The sequence below is a fragment of the Roseibium sp. HPY-6 genome (assembly GCF_040530035.1).
Classification (GTDB): Bacteria; Pseudomonadota; Alphaproteobacteria; order Rhizobiales; family Stappiaceae; genus Roseibium.
Map to the genome: position 1 here is coordinate 2,698,144 of NZ_JBEWCD010000002.1, position 16,790 is coordinate 2,714,933.

The window sequence follows — 16,790 nt, forward strand, 5'->3', positions numbered from 1 at the left end:
TCGGTGCTCTCGCACGCAACCTGCTTTTGTTTTTTCGTCGGCATTGCGGCGGCAACTAATGACCGTCAGTTTCTCTTTCACGCAAATGCAGCAATTTGGCAGGTTGTTTTTGTCGCCGCGGAAATTAAGTTTCGGTGCAAAGCACCGGCTCACTTGCTTTATTGCCGGTGAAACAACAGGACCTGTCTATGAGCGAAACAATCAAGAATGCCGTTATTGAAAAGCTGCGGCAAATCAAGGGCCCGGATCTGGAGGGAGATATCATCTCACTCGGTCTTGTCTCCGACGTTTTCGTATCTGACGGCCGTGTCGCTTTCTCCATAACTGTGCCTGCAGAAAGGGCGCAGGAACTGGAGCCGCTGCGCCAGGCGGCAGAAAAAGTGGTCCGTGAAGTCGAAGGCGTAGAAAATGCAATGGTGGCCCTGACGGCAGAGCGCGCGCCGGGTGGCGCACGAAACACGGCGGCGCCCAAACCGGCACCACGCCAGCCTCAAAGGAACGCGGAAGAACAGGCAGCGCCAAAGCCCGGCGTCCCGGGGATCCGGCACATTATCGCCGTTGCGTCCGGAAAGGGCGGCGTTGGCAAATCGACCACGACCGCGAACCTGGCGCTCGGTATGGCTGCCAACGGCCTCAAGGTCGGTGTTCTGGACGCGGACATTTATGGTCCGTCAGTACCAAGATTGTTCAATGTGTCCGGGAGGCCCGAGTCCGTCTCCGGACGGGTTCTGAAACCGCTTGAAGGTTATGGCATCAAGGTGATGTCGATGGGGTTCATGGTGGAAGAGGAAACCCCGATGATCTGGCGCGGGCCGATGGTTATATCGGCGCTTACTCAGATGTTGCGCGAAGTCGCCTGGGGAGATCTCGACGTTCTGGTTGTCGACATGCCTCCGGGCACGGGTGATGCCCAGCTGACAATGGCGCAACAGGTGCCCCTTGCAGGCGCCGTGATCGTGTCCACGCCGCAGGATCTGGCCCTGATCGATGCACGCAAGGGCCTCAACATGTTCAAGCGCGTCGACGTTCCCGTCCTCGGCATTATCGAAAACATGAGTTATTTCCTATGCCCGGATTGTGGCAGCCGGCATGATATTTTCGGTCATGGCGGCGCGCGCGCCGAAGCGACCCGGCTCGCTGTACCATTCCTGGGTGAGATTCCGTTGACCATGAAAATTCGGGAAACGTCTGACGCTGGAACTCCCATTGTCGTTTCCGATCCTGAGGGGCCGGTTGCGGCAATCTACAAGCAGATTGCGGCGCAGGTTGTTTCAGCGATTGAGGACCCGGCCGCTTCTGCAGATCGCAGCGCACCGAAAATCGTGTTCGAATAAGGTGATGAAAAACCCGTTTTGACCGGAGCCAGCGCCGGTCAAAACGGTAATTGACCTCATTTGCGATTGCAGGCGCGCCACGGTTTCTGTCCTGATCGGTAGCCGAGCGCTATGCTGAAGGTGCTGCGCGCTGCATCGGGTGGTCGCGTCTCTTTTCGCGTCGGTTGTTAACAGGTTGACCTAGCGTTATTTCGTGTTTCACGCACGGATCACGCCGCCTGACTAGAGTACCCCTCGTTGAGTCATCCGACTCTTCAATTCTATGTAGAAGGTGCATCAGCGGGCATGGCACTTCGCCATTCAAAACCAGTGCAAAATGAAGGTGTTCCTTCCCTCGGCGTGCTGATCGCAATTTCAACGGTCAGCCCCTTGGCTATGCAGATTTATTTGCCCTCGCTGGCCGGGATGATGGTGGTTTTCTCGGCATCTGCGAGTGAAATCCAACTTTCCATGTCGGCCTATTTCATTGCAGTGGCAGTCTCGCAACTCTTCTGGGGTCCGTTGTCAGACCAGTTTGGCCGCCGTCCGGTGATTGTGGTCGGCATGGTTTTGTTCGTGCTCGGCAGCATTCTGTGTCTGGTTGCACCGACAATCGAAGCGCTCATTGCTGCACGCGTTATTCAGGCTGCGGGGGGATGCACCGGTATGGTGCTCGGCCGTGCCATCGTCCGCGACATTTACGGTCCAAGGCAGTCGGCAAGCATGATCGGCTATGTAACGATGGGCATGGCGGTAATGCCCACAATCGCGCCGGCGGTCGGGGGGCTTCTCGACCAGTTTTATGGGTGGCAGGGCGGCTTCTTTCTCTTGTTGCTGATCGGATTGGCTGTCTTGGCGGCCAGCATGTTCCTGTTGCCGGAAACAAACCATCATCGCAGTCGCGTCGGACCGGGTCAGGTTCTTCGTTCCTACGGTATTCTGATGAAAGAGCGTCTCTTCTGGAGCTATGCATTAACGGCTGCATTCTCGGCGCTGACCTATTTTGCCTATCTCGGCGGCGCCCCTTTCATTGCCGCGCAACTTCTGTCTCTAAGTGCAGCGGAGATGGGCTTCTACTTCATGTTCGTTGCCCTCGGATACATTGTCGGAAACTACATATCCGGCCGGTTTGCGGCGCGGATCGGCCTTTATCCGATGATATTGACGGGCACGCTCATAAGTGTGTTCTCGGTCGGCTTGATAGGCGGCTTTGCCTATTTCGGCAGCGTAACGGCAGCAAGCCTGTTTTTGCCGATGTTCGTTCTCGGACTGGGAAATGGTGTGTGTCTCCCGAGTGCTATCTCGGGCGCTGTCAGCGTGCGCCCCAAGCTTGCAGGTGCCGCATCCGGACTTGTCGCATCAATGCAGGTCGGCATGGGCGCATTCGCCGGCTCGCTTGTGGCATGGCTGTTCGCCGAAAGTTTCCTTGCGGGCTCGCCTTGGAGCATGATCCTGATCATGGCCATAGGTATCGTGGTCAGCCTGTTCGCCGCGCTATCGATCAAGCGCGCCGAAGGGGCTCATGATCTGATGCCCGCAGAATGAGCTTAAAAGTCCTGATTGAGGCTTGCGCCTTTTAGTCGTGCTGTGTGCGTCAGCCGCCGGTGACGCTCATGTGGCGCGAGACGGCTGGCTGTCTTGACTTCCGGTCGATTACAAAATCATGACCCTTCGGCTTGCGCCCGATCGCCTCGTCAATCGCATCATTCAGGAGATCGTTGCCTTCTGACGCCCGAAGCGGCGCTCTCAGGTCCGCCATGTCGTCCTGGCCAAGGCACATGTAGAGCTGGCCGGTGCAGGTAACGCGTACACGATTGCAGCTTTCGCAGAAGTTATGGGTCAAGGGCGTGATGAACCCGAGACGTCCACCTGTCTCTTCAATCGTGACGTATCGTGCAGGGCCACCGGTTTTATAAGGAATGTCCGTGAGTGTGAACTGTTCTGAGAGGCTTGCACGCACCTTCGACAGCGGCAAATACTGGTCGGTGCGATCACCGTCGATTTCGCCAAGCGGCATTGTCTCGATCAACGTCAGATCGTGGCCCTGATCGTGGCACCACTCCATCATCGAGACGATTTCATGTTCGTTCACTTCTTTGAGTGCGACCATGTTGACCTTGATTTTCAGGCCTGCTTCGGTCGCGGCCCGTATCCCATCCATGACTTTGCCGAGATCTCCCCAGCGCGTGATTGCCTTGAATTTCTGAGTATCCAGCGTATCGATCGACACATTGATGCGCCGGACGCCGCAGTCATGAAGTTCGTGCGCAAAGCGCGACAGTTGCGAGCCGTTCGTGGTGATCGTCAGTTCTTCTAGCGCACCACTGTCAAGATGACGTCCGAGGCCTCGGATAAGGCTCATGATGTTCTTGCGTACAAGCGGCTCACCACCGGTCAGGCGAAGCTTTCGCACTCCTTTTTCAATGAAAGCGGTGCACAAACGGTCCAGTTCTTCCAGGCTCAGGACTTCGCGCTTTGGCAGGAAGGTCATGTCTTCCGCCATGCAATAAACGCAGCGGAAATCACAGCGGTCGGTAACAGACACCCTTAGATACGTGACTGCACGCCCGAACGGGTCGATCATCGGGGAGGGGACGTCAGGACCGTCCGAATGTTTCGATGGAACGACTATCTTTCCGTCTGTCACGCTCTGCTCTCCCAAAACTTCTTTGTTCTTGGCCTCATCATATGGCGCGCTTGAAGGCAATATCAATCGAAACCGGACGATGATTGTACTGATTGCGCCAATAGGTAAACTTGCCGGTGTAGTTTTGTCAATCGTGGCTTAAACGGGCCTAGTCGCGGGCTGCGTCTAGGAGGGCGCGAATAGCTGCAAGCTCCGGAACGATCTCGCGAATTTTGTGTTCCGGATACTGTGATTTGAAGACTTCGATGTCCGGATCGATCGAGCGGATCGCATCCTCGCGAAAGCGTCGACCAGCATCTGTCAGCCAGACGGTTTTGCTGCGTCCGTCTTCGGGGTTGGGGCGAATCTCAACAAACCCGTGCACCGTCAGCCCGCCGAGCGTATGCGTCATTGTCGTCTTGGGAACCTGGAATGCATTTGCCAGCGCCAACGGCGTCTGACCGTCCTTCACGCGGATCAGGTGGTTCACGACGCTGAAATGGGGCAACGTCAGTCCCTTCGGCAGCCGCGCCTCAAGAGCGGTGCGGCTGAGTTGCGCAATGATCCCGATTTCGTTGAAGAAAGAGAAGAAGAGCGTCCGGGTATCGTTATCCATTCATGATCCGTGTCTCGAGCGGCCAGCGGGGCGAGGGCGGCACAGTCGGGCCATATCCCAGTCGCCCAAGCATCTGAACGGTTTCTCCGGGTTTGGCAAGTAGCTGGTGGGCCTGCTTGTAGTGAGGTTCCATCTCCTTGAATTCCTGCAACGCCTGGCTGACAGGGTGCAGCGCCAGACCAAGCCGCGTCGTCTCCAGGTTCAGGCGCAGCCAGCGGCGCCCCGCTTCGATCTGGTTTTGCCGGGCGTTTTGGGACGTTGTCAAAACAATGTAGGCCGGTGTCGCTTCCAGCATGTCGCGGTAGATCTTTATGCCTTCCTGAAAGCCTGCCGATTCCGGGTCGAGCTGATTTTCTCGCGTGAGAATACCGGCCAGCATAAGGCTCTCCAGAAAGGGGCCACCCAGATCGATACCATCCGGGTTTGCGTTGATCTCGGACTTACCGAACCGCATCAGATCCACGCTCTCTTTTAGCGTGCGATGGGTGTTCGTTTCCGTCATCCAGGCGTCCCATGTGAGCTTTTTGACGCGCATCACTTCAGCAGGATCCGTAATGATTACGCCGTATTGCGTCAGTTGGGCGATGCTCTCTTTCGGCACGGGGCGGTCTTCAAAAGGTTCCTTGCAGGTCCTGCGGGCGAGGATATGTTCCGCCAGGCGGTCGGCCTTGCCGCCATCCTTCAAGCGGACGCTTGCGACAGGGCCGTTGGTGCCATCTGGAAACAGCTCTATCTCGGCGCGCCTGTCTTTCAGGGTCGACGCAATCGCCATCAATTCCAGAAAACATCCGAGGCCGACAAATATCTGCCTTTGGTTGGGATCTGTATGAGGCAGATCTCTTTCAATATCCCTGTGAAGCAGGAAACCGTCGGCCGTGTCGAGTTCCACAAGCCATGGCTGCCTGTTGTGCGGGTTGGGAGCCAGCAGCGCGTAGGAAAGGGCAAACAGGCGCGGATCTTCATACGCGCCTGCTTTGTCCCACGGCGCAAGCGCACTTGAAGGGGTTCTTGTTGCCAAGAAGGTGCCGGTCACAGCTCCTGCTGCTACGACGAAGCCTCCACCGAGGATTGCCAGTGTTTTTCTGCGCGTCAAAGTCATTTGAAACTCCATTAGTGCGATATCGAACTAAGTAGTGCGAATTCGTACTAAAATCAATATGTGCTCTGAGATAGGGAAAAATTTTCAGGCGGGACTTGAAACGAAACCAAAAGGTGTCATTTAATATAACACCTAAAGGTGTCGCGAGGAGAGTGGTATGCGGATTGCGAAGTGTTTGGGAACGGTTGCTGCTGTGACCATCGGGTTTTTGACGGCTGTCAAAGCCGAAACGGCTGAAATCAGGCTGGCAACGCAGTCAGATTTGTCTTGGGAAGTAACGAGTGAAGGTGTTGCTTTTGCAGCTCTGAAAGGAGCGCGGTTTGAAGAGAGTTATATGGCGATGGTTCGCTTGCCTGCCGGGCTCGTCAGTCCTGTCCATGCGAAGAGCGCGGGCATGTACGGCATCGTTATTGAGGGTGAAATGGTTCACTTGCCCGACGAGGCGGTGGTTGGCGAAGAGACCGTTTTGAAAGCAGGCGACTTTTACGAAATCCCGGCCGGTCTGGTGCATTTAAGCAAGTGCGTCTCGCAAACGGACTGCGTCACATTTCTCTACCAGGACGGTTCATTCGACTTTTTTCCGGTTGAGGAGAAGCATCCATGAACACCGGTCCTCAGGGCGTTTTTCGCGCTTTGGCCGACCCGACGCGGCGCGAAATCCTGGTTCACCTCTCGAATGAGAGCCTGGCAATAGCCGACATCGCGTCGCGTTTCGATATCACGCGCACGGCAATCAACAAACATCTGGCGATCCTTGAAGAGGGCGGCCTCATCAAACGTGAAGTCATCGGTCGTGAGCGGCGGAGCAGCCTTGAACCTGGGCCTTTAAAATCCGCATTCGAGTGGCTTGGATATTTCGATCAGTTCTGGGATGGCAAACTTTCTGATCTGCAGAAGGAAATTGCCAAGGAGATGCAGGAAGAGAAAGGACGGAAAAAATGAGTGCGACAACCATTACGAAGACAGTGTTCCTGAATGCACCGCGCGACGTCGTGTGGTCGTTTCTAACGGAAAAGGACAAGCTGGCACGCTGGTTTCATCCGGCGCAGGAGGATTTGAAGGAGGGCGAGGACTTCACTCTTTTGGATCAGCACGGTGACATGCAGAAAATCTGTTGGGGCAAGGTGCTCGAAATGCGGCCGCATGAAAGCCTCGTCTACACCTTCACAGTGAAGCCCTTGAACGGAGCGATGACAACCGTGCGCTGGTCCTTGGAAAATGCTGCCGGCGGAACGCGTTTGTCGCTCTCGCACGAAGGGATTGAAGAGGCTGCAGGGCAGGCGGCATTCCAGATGCTGAGCGCCCTCGATGCCGGCTGGGACGCACATTTCGGGCGGCTGCGGGAGGTGGCAAAAGCGCTCGAACCAGCCTGACTGGGCGTCCACGAAACACAGTGGTCGGCGGTCATGTTCGCCGGCCAAGAGACTGATCCATTTGCCGTCTCTGACGTATTCCATAACACGTGTTTTAAAGAGGCAGCATGTCGACACTCGTTTGGTTCCGGCAAGACTTGAGAACGGTGGACAATCCCGCATTGTTCGAGGCCGCCAAGAATGGGCCGGTTTTACCGGTTTTCATCCACGAAGACCCGCACCAGACCGGAGAGCTCCATCCCCTTGGAGGGGCAAGCAAGTGGTGGCTTCATCACAGCCTGTCGGCCCTGAAGCAAACGCTCCCGGGCCTTGTGATCCTCAAAGGAGATGCGCGTTTTCTCGTGCCGCAAATTGCAAGGCAGGCTGAGGTCAGCAACGTCTGCTGGAACCGCTGCTACGAGCCGCATGCAATCGAACGGGACACAGAAATCAAGGCCCTGTTGAGAGCCGACGGGTTCAACGTGGAAAGCTTCAAGGCTTCGCTTTTGCACGAACCTTGGGAGCTTACCAACAAGACCGGCGGCTCCTTCAAGGTGTATTCGCCGTTCTGGAAAACAGCGCAGCAACAGGACGTGAAAGCACCGCTTCCGGCGCCCGAAAAAATCGAGTTCATCGAGTACCCGGACGGGGAGCGGCTGGATAGCCTTGGACTTCTGCCGCAAAATCCAAACTGGGCGGACGGCTGGGACGATCTGTGGTCGCCGGGTGAACGGGGGGCAAAGCAGCGCCTTGAAGCGTTTTTGCATGCAGATCTCAAAGGATACGGAACCCTTCGCAATCGGCCGGATCTTCCAAACGTGTCCAGACTGTCTCCGCATTTGCATTTTGGAGATATTTCTCCGCGGCAAATCTGGTTTGAGACACAAAAGACAATGAACCAGGAGCCAGACCTGGGCAATGATGGCCAAAAATTCCTGTCAGAAATTGCCTGGCGGGAGTTCTCTTACCACCTCCTTTATCACTTCCCCGAGTTGCCGAAATCGAATTGGCGCCCAACCTTCGACGCTTATCCTTGGCGGGAGGCACCGGAGGATCTGGAGCGTTGGCAAAAAGGGCAAACGGGATATCCGATCGTCGACGCAGGCATGCGCGAACTCTGGCAGACCGGATACATGCACAACCGTGTTCGCATGATCGTCGCAAGCTTCCTGGTCAAGCACCTGCGCCTGCACTGGCACCACGGCGAAGCCTGGTTCCGCGACACGCTTCTGGATGCCGACCTTGCAAACAATTCCGCAAGCTGGCAGTGGGTGGCGGGGTCTGGCGCTGACGCCGCGCCTTACTTCCGCATTTTCAATCCGATCACCCAAGGGCAGAAATTCGATCCGGAGGGGGCTTACGTGCGCCGCTGGGTTCCGGAGTTGCGTGATCTTGAGACCGCCTATCTGTTCGAACCGTTCAACGCGCCGGAAGCGGCCTTGGAGCGTGCCGGTGTTGTTTTGGGTGTCTCTTATCCTTTGCCGATTGTCGAGCACGCGGCTGCGCGGCAAGCGGCTCTGGCGGGATACGAAGCCGTCAAACTGGCGGGTCAAAACGCCGCTTGACCGTGGCACGCTGCACGGTATCGTCCGCACCAAGTTGATGAAATCTGGCAGGCAAAACTTTAAATGACCGCAAACTCAGACCCTTGGCCAACCGAACTGCGCGTTTCCAGTGACAGGAAAACGCTGACGGTCGCCTTCAACAATGGCGCGAAACATGACCTCGCGGCCGAGTATCTGCGTGTCTGTTCGCCCTCGGCAGAAGTCAAGGGACATGCACCCTCCCAGAAAAAAACCGTTCCCGGAAAGCGCAATGTCGAAATCATAAAAGTTGAACCGGTTGGCAATTACGCAGTCCGGATTCATTTCGACGACATGCATAACTCGGGAATATACTCCTGGCGGTATTTTCTTGATCTCGGTGAGAACCCCGAGCAGCACTGGGAAGTCTATCTGCGCGAACTTGAGGAGAAGGGCCTGAGCCGCGACCTTTGAGGATTGAACCGGCTGGAGGGGTGTCCGTCGAATCTGTTAGTGTCTCGAAAGGGCGTGACCCGCGCCTTCCCCCTCCGATCGGAGCAGCAGCAGACCTGCAGGGCCAATCGTGACTGCATTGGCTTCATGTGCGCTCGCATAAGGAGGGATTGCGATTTTCGCACCTGGCTCTGGAGGTCGCGATGAGACTGTCTGCCCCGATTTTCCGTTTGAAACGCAAAGCCAAGGCAATCGCCAGGCAAGAGAATATTCCGTTGAATGCTGCGCTGGACCGTATCGCGTGCTCAGAAGGCTTTGCCAATTGGGGCCAGCTTGCAAGTTCCTATCGTCGAAGTGGTCCCGAAGACGCTCTTCTTCGTGAGCTTCAACCCGGCCAGATGCTCCTTCTGGCTGCAAGGCCTGGCCAAGGAAAGACTGTCCTGGGGCTGCAGTTGGGTTTTGATGCCGCCAAGCGGGGAGGCCGGTCGTTCTTTCTATCGTCTGAATGTTCTGCGCAGGAGGTCAGATCGGCATTGGCATTGGGGGGACGAACCAAAGAGAAATCTGAAGGGTTTGAAACCGTTTTGACGGATTCGCTGAATGCTGATGCGGTGGTCAAAGTCCTTTCGGAGGCCTCGGAGGGAGCCCTTGGCGTCATCGACTACCTCCAGATCCTTGATCAAATGCGTACCGCACCGGAACTGTCGGCTCAGATTCAGACGCTGAAACGATTTGCGCAGACGCGAAGGGTCCGTCTGGTGTTCTTGTCGCAGATACATCGCTCGTTTGACCCGGCCGTCAAGGATGTGCCGGACTGGTCAGACATTCGCCTTCCAAACCCGCTGGACCTGTCTTTGTTCGACAAGGGCTGTTTTCTTCACGAAGGCGAGATGGTCATCACAACGAACTGAATGAGTTCGAAAGAGATGTCGGCCTGTGCCTCGTTGGACCGGCAATTCCACTAGCGCCGGCTGTCCGTTCCCAGAAAGGCTTTCAATTCCGCATTTTCTGCTTCCAGGTCCTGAATGCGCTTTTGAAGTCTGTTCAGGTCCGGCGCGAGCTCTGCCAAAGAGAACCTTTGCGGGATGTGTTGCGGGCAGTTCCAGTCAAAGGCCTTAACAGAGAGCTTGATGATCCTTTCCGGCAGAGCCCGGTAGCCGGGGAGGGAGACCGCTTCGGCCAGCGCCTCATTCCCCTGCAAGTTCAGTTGCTGCGCCAGCGCCCATACCTTGAGACGGGTTCTGTTCGGATAGTCCATCAGGATCAGGGACACTTTCTCATTTGTCTCAAGATTTCCATGACTTATATACTGCCTGTTGCCCCGAAAGTCCGCATAGGCCAGCGTCGTTTCATCGAGAACCTTGAGGAAACCGGCTGGTCCGCCCCGAAACTGGACATAGGGCCAGCCCGTTTCGGAAACGGTTGCCTGATAGAAACCGTCCCGCGCCTGGATAAAGCCGATTTCGCTCGGCCCCAGCCGGTCGCCTCGATCGATGTCATCTGAGTCCAGAGCGGCATAGCCGTCCCGCGACCCTAGGTCTGACTGTCGGTCGCGGACGGTTTGGGTGAATGCGATTTCCGAAAATGCGCGGGCCATTCGGTTCTCCGGTCAAACGGTCTAGGGTACGGACTCATAAATGAAGTTGATTTGGTTTGAATCGTTTTGGCCAGATGAAAGGAGCGAAAGCGCAGGAAATTTGGTTCATTTTCGAGCCTTTCGCAACACGGCAGGTGGCCAAAAGGCCAAATCCGAAGGACGGCAAAATGGCCTTACCTCGCAGCGTCAACGTGCTTGACCGGGCACAAAGCCCGCTCTTCGCACGTTTCCTCGCGAGAATTCACCATTTCTGCCGCCAAACCAGCTCCATTTATAAGTCCGTACCCTAAAGTCCCAGATCGCTGAGACCTGGATGATCAAGCGGACGGGGGCCGCTGGTCCAGTGAAATTTGCGATCACTCTCGGCGATCGCAAGGTCGTTTATGCTCGCGAACCGGCGATGCATCAGCCCGTTCGGGGCAAACTCCCAGTTTTCATTGCCGTATGAGCGAAACCATTGGCCATCGCCATTGTGCCACTCATAGGCGAAGCGAACGGCAATTCTGGTGTCCTCAAAGGTCCAAAGCTCTTTGATCAGACGGTAGTCGAGCTCCCGTTTCCACTTGCGGGTCAGGAAATCGACGACCTGTTCGCGGCCCACCGGAAACTCAGAGCGATTGCGCCAAATCGTGTCGGGCGTATAGGCCAAGGCGACTTTTTCAGGGTTCTGGCCATTCCATCCGTCTTCGGCTGCCCGGACCTTCTGGATAGCGGTTTCGCGGGTGAAAGGCGGCAGCGGTGGTCGTTGTTCGGTCATTGCGTGAGATCCATGGCAAGAATTTGGGGAGATGACGTCTGGATCGATACAGTGTCGAGCTGCGTGCTTTCCGGTGCCGGTTGGACGAGAGCTACCAGCATGAGGGTCACAAACGCAAAGGCACCGACTACGTAGAAACTATTCGGATATGCGGGTTTCAATCTCTTCATCTTGAACCTCAGCTTTCTAACTGTACCGATCTGTTCAGTTATGATTTTTAAGATGTACAGATCGGTACAGATAATCAAGCCTTTTTAAGCCAAGACAGTCAAAAAACTTGTGAAATCCATTGGAATGAAATACCTACAGATCAGTACAGAAAGAAGCAGTATGCGCCCAAGCAAACGTGACGAACTGGTCAGAAAGGTTCTTCCGGTCTTTTACCGCGATGGCTTTCATGCCACGGGAATGGATGCCCTGGTTTCAGAGACTGGCATTTCCAAGACAACCATGTTCAAGCATTTCCGGACAAAGGACGACTTGATCCTGGCGGTGCTGCGCCACCGCGATGAGATTTTCCGGAATTGGTTGTTTCGCAGGTTGGACGAAAGCGGATTGCCGGCGCGTGAGCGTTTGCTTGTCCTGTTTGATGCCTTGAAAGAGTGGTTTTCGGAGCCGGATTTCAGAGGCTGCATGTTCATCAAGGCGTCGGCCGAGTTCCAGGATCCGGAACATCCTGCCTTTGTACAGTCGGCAGAGCACAAACGTCTTCTACTGACGGCACTAACCAGACTGTGCAAAGAAGCGCAGGTGCGCGACCCCTGCCAACTCGCCAGACAATTGCTGATCCTGAAGGAAGGTGCGATCGTGGCAGCACATATGGGCTTCGATCCGGACCCAGCAGGGGCGGCAAGAACCGCTGCCGAGTGTCTGATCGCTGCCGAAACAGCGACGTAGGTCTCTTTACGGACTGGGCTGACAAAGGCCGGTATGGAAACAAAAAAGGCCGGACGCTCAGGTCCGGCCTTCTTGTTTGATTTGCTATTCGCTTAGCGCTTTACGACAATCTTGGCGCCAACACTTACGCTCTTATAGAGGTGGATGACGTCTTCGTTTGCCATACGGATGCAACCGGAAGAAACCTCAGAACCGATTGTCCACGGCTCAGTGGTGCCATGAATGCGGTAAAGGGTGGAGCCGATGTAAAGTGCGCGAGCACCCATCGGGTTGTTCGGGCCGCCTGGCATATAGGTCGGCAGGATCCGGCCTTTCCGACGCTCGCGGGCACGCATCTGCGCAGGAGGTGTCCAGCTCGGCCATTCGGCCTTGCGGGTAACACGGTGCGTACCAGCCCACTGGAATCCTTCTTTACCGACGCCCACACCGTACTTCATGGCCTTGCCGTTCGGCAGAACATGATAAAGACGGCGCTCAGACGTATCGATAACGATGGTGCCCGGAGAGTACGGTCCATCATAGCTGACTTTTTTGCGTCTCACCGGAGACTTGCCGCCAGGGTGATATTTCGGGGTCACCCAGGTGTTGGTGCTGTGGTCGAAGTAGCCAGCACGCGCTGAGACTTCAGCCGGCAGCAGGAACGATCCTGCCACAATTGCAATCACTGCGTAAAAATATCTCTTCATCTCTATCCCCCTTCAGCGCCTGCCCATCTCACGGCGCTTCATTTCGAAGGTTACGTTAGGAAAATCTCCTTGCCGCACTCTTAACAATCATGGCCTAATTTTGGAGGAAAGGGAATCTCACGATGATGTGAGCAGGCGTGACTTCGATCAATTGTGCTGTAATTGCAACGAGGAATAACGCCTATGAGGGTGAATAGGCGAAATTTCGTCTCTAAATTGTAGTTATTATCGCTCTTTTTGGAAGGGATCGGTTGTTATTTTCTACGTGGAAGAAACAGTGAGATCTGCGGAATCAACACTGAAGCGTCGCATGAAGAAGCGAGCGAGGGGCTCAAGCCGGCGCGATGCTATCTCGCACAATGAGCTGCCTGGACATTTTCGAATGCCTGCGCGGTGAGATCACTTTCGTTGATCATGAAATGGAATTCGCCTCCGTCACCCATGCTCATTTCTGCACCCCAGTCACTGAAAAGCTGGAACAGAAGCTGATCCGGTCCGTTCGGCGACAGATTGAGCTGTGCAGATGAAGGGTGTCCGAACAGCTGGTGATAGCTGTTGCTGGTCCTTGCCACCGGATAGTCCGGACATTTGATGTTGCTGGCATCTTTCAAAAACACCGGATGCCGGTCCGCCGCGGCAACGTAAAGCGCTTCGGGAAGATGCTTTGCAAGATCCGGATTGGCGCCTGCCTCTGTCACAAGGCGGTGCAGAGCACGTTCAATGTCGGCTTTCAGATAGGTTCCGTAATTCTTGTCCGCAGCCTGCGAGAGGAAGTCGTTCAGGTCCTCGATAAAGGCATTGACCATACGCTGGTCTATGCCCCTTGCATTAGACCCCTCGGCCTGCCCCTGCCAATCTTCAAAGCAGGTATCGAAGCTCGTTTCCTCAAGTTTGGCCGCGTGCCGGTTGCGCAGGATCCGGCAGATAAGGGCAATACCCCTCGGCGCAAACGGAAACCCGGTTTCTGAATGCGGCCGCACGACAATGGGCTTTCCTTCGGCGCGCTCCTGCTCGGTCCTCGGCTGAAACAGATGGAATTCCCGATGTTCGACATTGTCGGTTTCAAGCGTGCCGAATGCCGCCTTCAGCTGCTCCATGAGGAGGTGCTTATGGGCAGCGTCATAGCCCTCTGGTGCGGCGAACGGCAGGGCGCTGCTTTGTGGCATCGTTTCAGCAGTCACAAAGGCAAGCGGCCACTCCGGAAAGATGCGTGTCTTTTCATCGCCAGGCAGACCGAACAGCAGGTCGAAATGGTAGTTGCCGTCCCGGATTGGCGGCAGGTTTTTCGGGAACGGTGTCTCGGTTCCCGTATAGTCAGGATCGAAGAGGACCCGTATGTCGTTTTCAGGCGCAACATCGGTTTCTGCCCAGGAAAGGCTTTCATCGAAACGTCCGAAAAAGAGCAGCATCCCGGCATCCGGAATGTCCTTCGGGCGCCATGGCAAGTCGGCAAGGTCGATTTGAGCGAGGAAATGCAGCGGCAAATCCGGCTTGATCTGATCACCGTGTCCCGGTGCGGTCGGCCAGGCAACGCCCTTTGGCAGGTCGGGCAGACCGCCAACTTTGCTCCGGCCATTTTGAGTCCGGTGCGGCGGATAGGGCCTGAAAGCGTAAACGGCGCTGCGTGCAAACTCTGACCGAAGAGCCTCAAAGGAAGAATCCATCCCGGGTGTCGGCCCGCTTGGGACTTCCGGCACGGCCTCCACTTTCGAAACCGGAGCTGTTTCGGGTTTTGCCTTCGGCTCTACGCGCGGCTCCGGTGCCTTTTTTACCTCTTTGGTCAGGACCTGTTGAAATCTGCCATCGTTGATATCCTGCGGTTCGGCATCCTGGTTTCTGTTTGCGCTCGTCGGCAAAAATGAGCCGATTGAGCTGAAGACCGGCCGGAAAAGTGGCCAGAGCACCATGCATGCAACGCTTCCCAGAATCGCAACCAGGAACAGAAAATGAAGCTTGGGCAGGCCGAGTTTCAGACTGCTATACGCAAAAATCACGAGTACGAGCAGGTAAAGGGCGAATTTGACCATAAAGACATCTGTGACGTTGAGTTGCCGGTCACATTGTTTGCCTGCATGGGATAAAGATCAGGTAAAGTTTTTCAGGCAAATACAAACTGCCAGACACAAAAAAGGCGGCAATCGCCGCCTTTTTATTTCCTGCATATAGAAACTTAGCTCAAATTGAGCTCCTTGAAGAAGTCATTTCCCTTGTCATCTATGACAATAAATGCCGGAAAGTCTTCAACCTCGATTTTCCAGATCGCCTCCATGCCGAGTTCTTCAAATTCGACGACTTCCACTTTCTTTATGCAATCCTGGGCAAGGCGTGCCGCGGGTCCCCCGATGGAGCCGAGATAAAATCCGCCATGCGCCTGGCACGCGCGGCGCACCTGCGCAGAACGATTGCCCTTTGCCAGCATGACCATTGAACCGCCTGCGGCCTGAAACTGATCAACATAGGCGTCCATGCGTCCCGCGGTGGTCGGCCCGAACGATCCGGACGGCATGCCGTCGGGTGTCTTTGCCGGACCTGCATAGTAGATCGGGTGGTTCTTGAAATAGTCGGGCAGGGGCTCTCCGCTTTCCAGGCGGTCCCTCAGCTTGGAATGCGCAAGATCCCGCGCAACGATCAGTGGGCCGGTCAGTGAAAGCCGGGTCTTGATCGGGTGCTTGCTGAGTTCACCGAGGATTTCCGGCATCGGACGGGTGAGATCGATCTTGACCACATTATCCGAAAGGGCTTCGTCGGTGACTTCCGGCAGATATTTTTCCGGCTGTGTCTCAAGTTGCTCCAGGAAAATACCGTCTTTCGTGATCTTGCCGACTGCCTGCCGGTCGGCGGAACAAGACACTGCAAGACCGATTGGAAGCGAAGCGCCATGGCGCGGCAGGCGGATGACGCGCACGTCGTGACAGAAATATTTGCCGCCAAACTGAGCTCCGACACCGGTTGCCTGGGTCAGTTTGTGGATCTCTTCTTCCATAGCCAAATCCCGGAACGCGTGTCCGCTCTCCGATCCTTCGCTCGGCAGACCGTCCAGATAGCGTGCTGAGGCAAGCTTGGCGGTCTTCAGGTTCATCTCCGCCGATGTTCCACCGATGACGATCGCCAGGTGGTAAGGCGGGCACGCGGCCGTTCCCAGGGTAAGGATCTTTTCCTTCAGGAAGTCGATCATGCGGTCATGGGTCAGAAGGGAGGGGGTTCCCTGAAACAGGAAGGTTTTGTTGGCCGAACCGCCACCTTTGGCCATGAAGAGAAACTTGTAGGCATCTTCGCCTTCTGCATAAAGCTCGATCTGAGCAGGCATATTGCTCTTGGTGTTCGTCTCCTCGAACATGGAGATCGGTGCCAACTGCGAATAGCGCAGGTTCTTTTTGAAATAAGCGTCCCGGGCTCCTTCGCCGAGTGCCGCCTCATCGCTGCCATCCGTCCAGATCCGACGGCCCTTCTTGCCCATGATGATCGCCGTGCCTGTGTCCTGGCACATCGGCAAGACACCGTGCGAGGCAATATTGGCGTTCTTGAGCAGATCGAAGGCGACGAATTTGTCGTTTTCGGTAGCTTCCGGGTCGTCCAGGATTTTCTTGAGCTGTTCCAGGTGGCCCGGGCGCAGATAGTGGTTGATGTCCTTGAAAGCTTCTTCTGCAAGAAGACGCAGTCCTTCGGGTTCGACCATGAGGACTTCCTCGCCGTTGAACTCGGCGGTGCTGACAAAGTCGGAGCTCAGCTTTCGGAACGGTGTCGTGTCTTCGCCTTGCGGGAACAGTGCGCTGTGATGGTACTCGGGAGGCGTGACGGGTGCGTTCATGGGGCATCTTTCCTGATCTGGCTGTCTCGGCTGTCGAATGCCGGATGCGCTGGAACTTTCAAG

18 protein-coding genes are annotated in these 16,790 nt (G+C 55.8%); 9 read left to right on the forward strand and 9 right to left on the reverse strand.

Annotated features, from left to right (window positions below; translation table 11 throughout):
• Positions 1-188 precede the first annotated feature (188 nt).
• Both ABVF61_RS23505 and ABVF61_RS23510 read left to right on the forward strand, forming a co-directional pair.
• Complete coding sequence (locus ABVF61_RS23505) at positions 189-1,334, forward strand: Mrp/NBP35 family ATP-binding protein (RefSeq protein WP_353995954.1); 1,146 nt, start codon at positions 189-191, stop codon at positions 1,332-1,334.
• A gap of 285 nt (positions 1,335-1,619) precedes the next feature.
• Positions 1,620-2,858 (forward strand): multidrug effflux MFS transporter, encoded by a 1,239-nt coding sequence (locus ABVF61_RS23510; protein ID WP_353995955.1) that lies wholly within the window; start codon positions 1,620-1,622, stop codon positions 2,856-2,858.
• 49 nt (positions 2,859-2,907) lie between these two features.
• Here ABVF61_RS23510 and moaA read toward each other — a convergent pair whose 3' ends face one another.
• The 3 genes from moaA to ABVF61_RS23525 form a co-directional block, all read right to left on the reverse strand.
• Positions 2,908-3,897, reverse strand: a complete 990-nt coding sequence (gene moaA / locus ABVF61_RS23515) for a GTP 3',8-cyclase MoaA (protein ID WP_353996486.1) — start codon at positions 3,895-3,897, stop codon at positions 2,908-2,910.
• Positions 3,898-4,108: 211 nt separating this feature from the next.
• Positions 4,109-4,555 (reverse strand): MarR family winged helix-turn-helix transcriptional regulator, encoded by a 447-nt coding sequence (locus ABVF61_RS23520; RefSeq protein ID WP_353995956.1) that lies wholly within the window; start codon positions 4,553-4,555, stop codon positions 4,109-4,111.
• Positions 4,548-5,654 carry an Acg family FMN-binding oxidoreductase gene (locus tag ABVF61_RS23525; protein WP_353995957.1) on the reverse strand — a complete coding sequence of 369 codons (1,107 nt, stop codon included), beginning with the start codon at positions 5,652-5,654 and terminating at the stop codon, positions 4,548-4,550. Before ABVF61_RS23525 ends, ABVF61_RS23520 begins: the two co-directional genes overlap by 8 nt.
• Positions 5,655-5,811: 157 nt before the next feature.
• Between ABVF61_RS23525 and ABVF61_RS23530 the strand changes: the two genes are divergently transcribed.
• The 6 genes from ABVF61_RS23530 to ABVF61_RS23555 all read left to right on the forward strand — a co-directional run bounded on the left by ABVF61_RS23530 (position 5,812) and on the right by ABVF61_RS23555 (position 9,893).
• Positions 5,812-6,258, forward strand: coding sequence for a cupin domain-containing protein (locus ABVF61_RS23530; RefSeq protein ID WP_353995958.1), 447 nt, complete (start codon positions 5,812-5,814; stop codon positions 6,256-6,258).
• Entirely contained in the window at positions 6,255-6,596 is a 342-nt protein-coding gene (locus tag ABVF61_RS23535; RefSeq protein WP_353995959.1) for an ArsR/SmtB family transcription factor, read from the forward strand. Before ABVF61_RS23530 ends, ABVF61_RS23535 begins: the two co-directional genes overlap by 4 nt.
• Positions 6,593-7,027: an SRPBCC family protein gene (locus tag ABVF61_RS23540; RefSeq protein WP_353995960.1), complete on the forward strand. Its 435-nt coding sequence runs from the start codon at positions 6,593-6,595 to the stop codon at positions 7,025-7,027. The genes ABVF61_RS23535 and ABVF61_RS23540 overlap by 4 nt, the downstream gene beginning before the upstream one ends.
• 107 nt (positions 7,028-7,134) lie before the next feature.
• On the forward strand, positions 7,135-8,571 hold the full coding sequence (locus tag ABVF61_RS23545; RefSeq protein WP_353995961.1) for a cryptochrome/photolyase family protein: 1,437 nt from the start codon (positions 7,135-7,137) through the stop codon (positions 8,569-8,571).
• Between the two features lie 63 nt (positions 8,572-8,634).
• Positions 8,635-9,003, forward strand: a complete 369-nt coding sequence (locus ABVF61_RS23550) for a gamma-butyrobetaine hydroxylase family protein (RefSeq protein ID WP_353995962.1) — start codon at positions 8,635-8,637, stop codon at positions 9,001-9,003.
• 182 nt (positions 9,004-9,185) lie between these two features.
• The gene (locus tag ABVF61_RS23555) at positions 9,186-9,893 is read left to right on the forward strand and encodes a DNA helicase (protein ID WP_353995963.1); all 708 of its coding nucleotides are present in this window, start codon (positions 9,186-9,188) and stop codon (positions 9,891-9,893) included.
• 50 nt (positions 9,894-9,943) lie between these two features.
• Here the strand turns inward: ABVF61_RS23555 and ABVF61_RS23560 are convergent, their stop codons facing one another.
• The 3 genes from ABVF61_RS23560 to ABVF61_RS23570 all read right to left on the reverse strand — a co-directional run bounded on the left by ABVF61_RS23560 (position 9,944) and on the right by ABVF61_RS23570 (position 11,506).
• Positions 9,944-10,579: a pyridoxamine 5'-phosphate oxidase family protein gene (locus ABVF61_RS23560; protein ID WP_353995964.1), complete on the reverse strand. Its 636-nt coding sequence runs from the start codon at positions 10,577-10,579 to the stop codon at positions 9,944-9,946.
• A gap of 286 nt (positions 10,580-10,865) precedes the next feature.
• Positions 10,866-11,336 (reverse strand): nuclear transport factor 2 family protein, encoded by a 471-nt coding sequence (locus ABVF61_RS23565; RefSeq protein ID WP_353995965.1) that lies wholly within the window; start codon positions 11,334-11,336, stop codon positions 10,866-10,868.
• Positions 11,333-11,506, reverse strand: coding sequence for a hypothetical protein (locus tag ABVF61_RS23570; protein ID WP_353995966.1), 174 nt, complete (start codon positions 11,504-11,506; stop codon positions 11,333-11,335). The genes ABVF61_RS23565 and ABVF61_RS23570 overlap by 4 nt, the downstream gene beginning before the upstream one ends.
• 160 nt (positions 11,507-11,666) lie before the next feature.
• On the opposite strand from ABVF61_RS23570, the gene ABVF61_RS23575 reads away from it, so the two are divergent.
• Complete coding sequence (locus tag ABVF61_RS23575; RefSeq protein WP_353995967.1) at positions 11,667-12,233, forward strand: TetR/AcrR family transcriptional regulator; 567 nt, start codon at positions 11,667-11,669, stop codon at positions 12,231-12,233.
• Positions 12,234-12,325: 92 nt separating this feature from the next.
• Here ABVF61_RS23575 and ABVF61_RS23580 read toward each other — a convergent pair whose 3' ends face one another.
• The 3 genes from ABVF61_RS23580 to ABVF61_RS23590 form a co-directional block, all read right to left on the reverse strand.
• Positions 12,326-12,919: a L,D-transpeptidase gene (locus tag ABVF61_RS23580; RefSeq protein ID WP_353995968.1), complete on the reverse strand. Its 594-nt coding sequence runs from the start codon at positions 12,917-12,919 to the stop codon at positions 12,326-12,328.
• A 347-nt stretch (positions 12,920-13,266) separates the two neighbouring features.
• A complete protein-coding gene (locus ABVF61_RS23585; RefSeq protein WP_353995969.1) occupies positions 13,267-14,946 on the reverse strand; it encodes a DUF1963 domain-containing protein in 1,680 nt (559 codons plus the stop codon).
• A 143-nt stretch (positions 14,947-15,089) separates the two neighbouring features.
• Positions 15,090-16,727 carry a fumarate hydratase gene (locus ABVF61_RS23590; protein ID WP_353995970.1) on the reverse strand — a complete coding sequence of 546 codons (1,638 nt, stop codon included), beginning with the start codon at positions 16,725-16,727 and terminating at the stop codon, positions 15,090-15,092.
• Positions 16,728-16,790 lie beyond the last annotated feature (63 nt).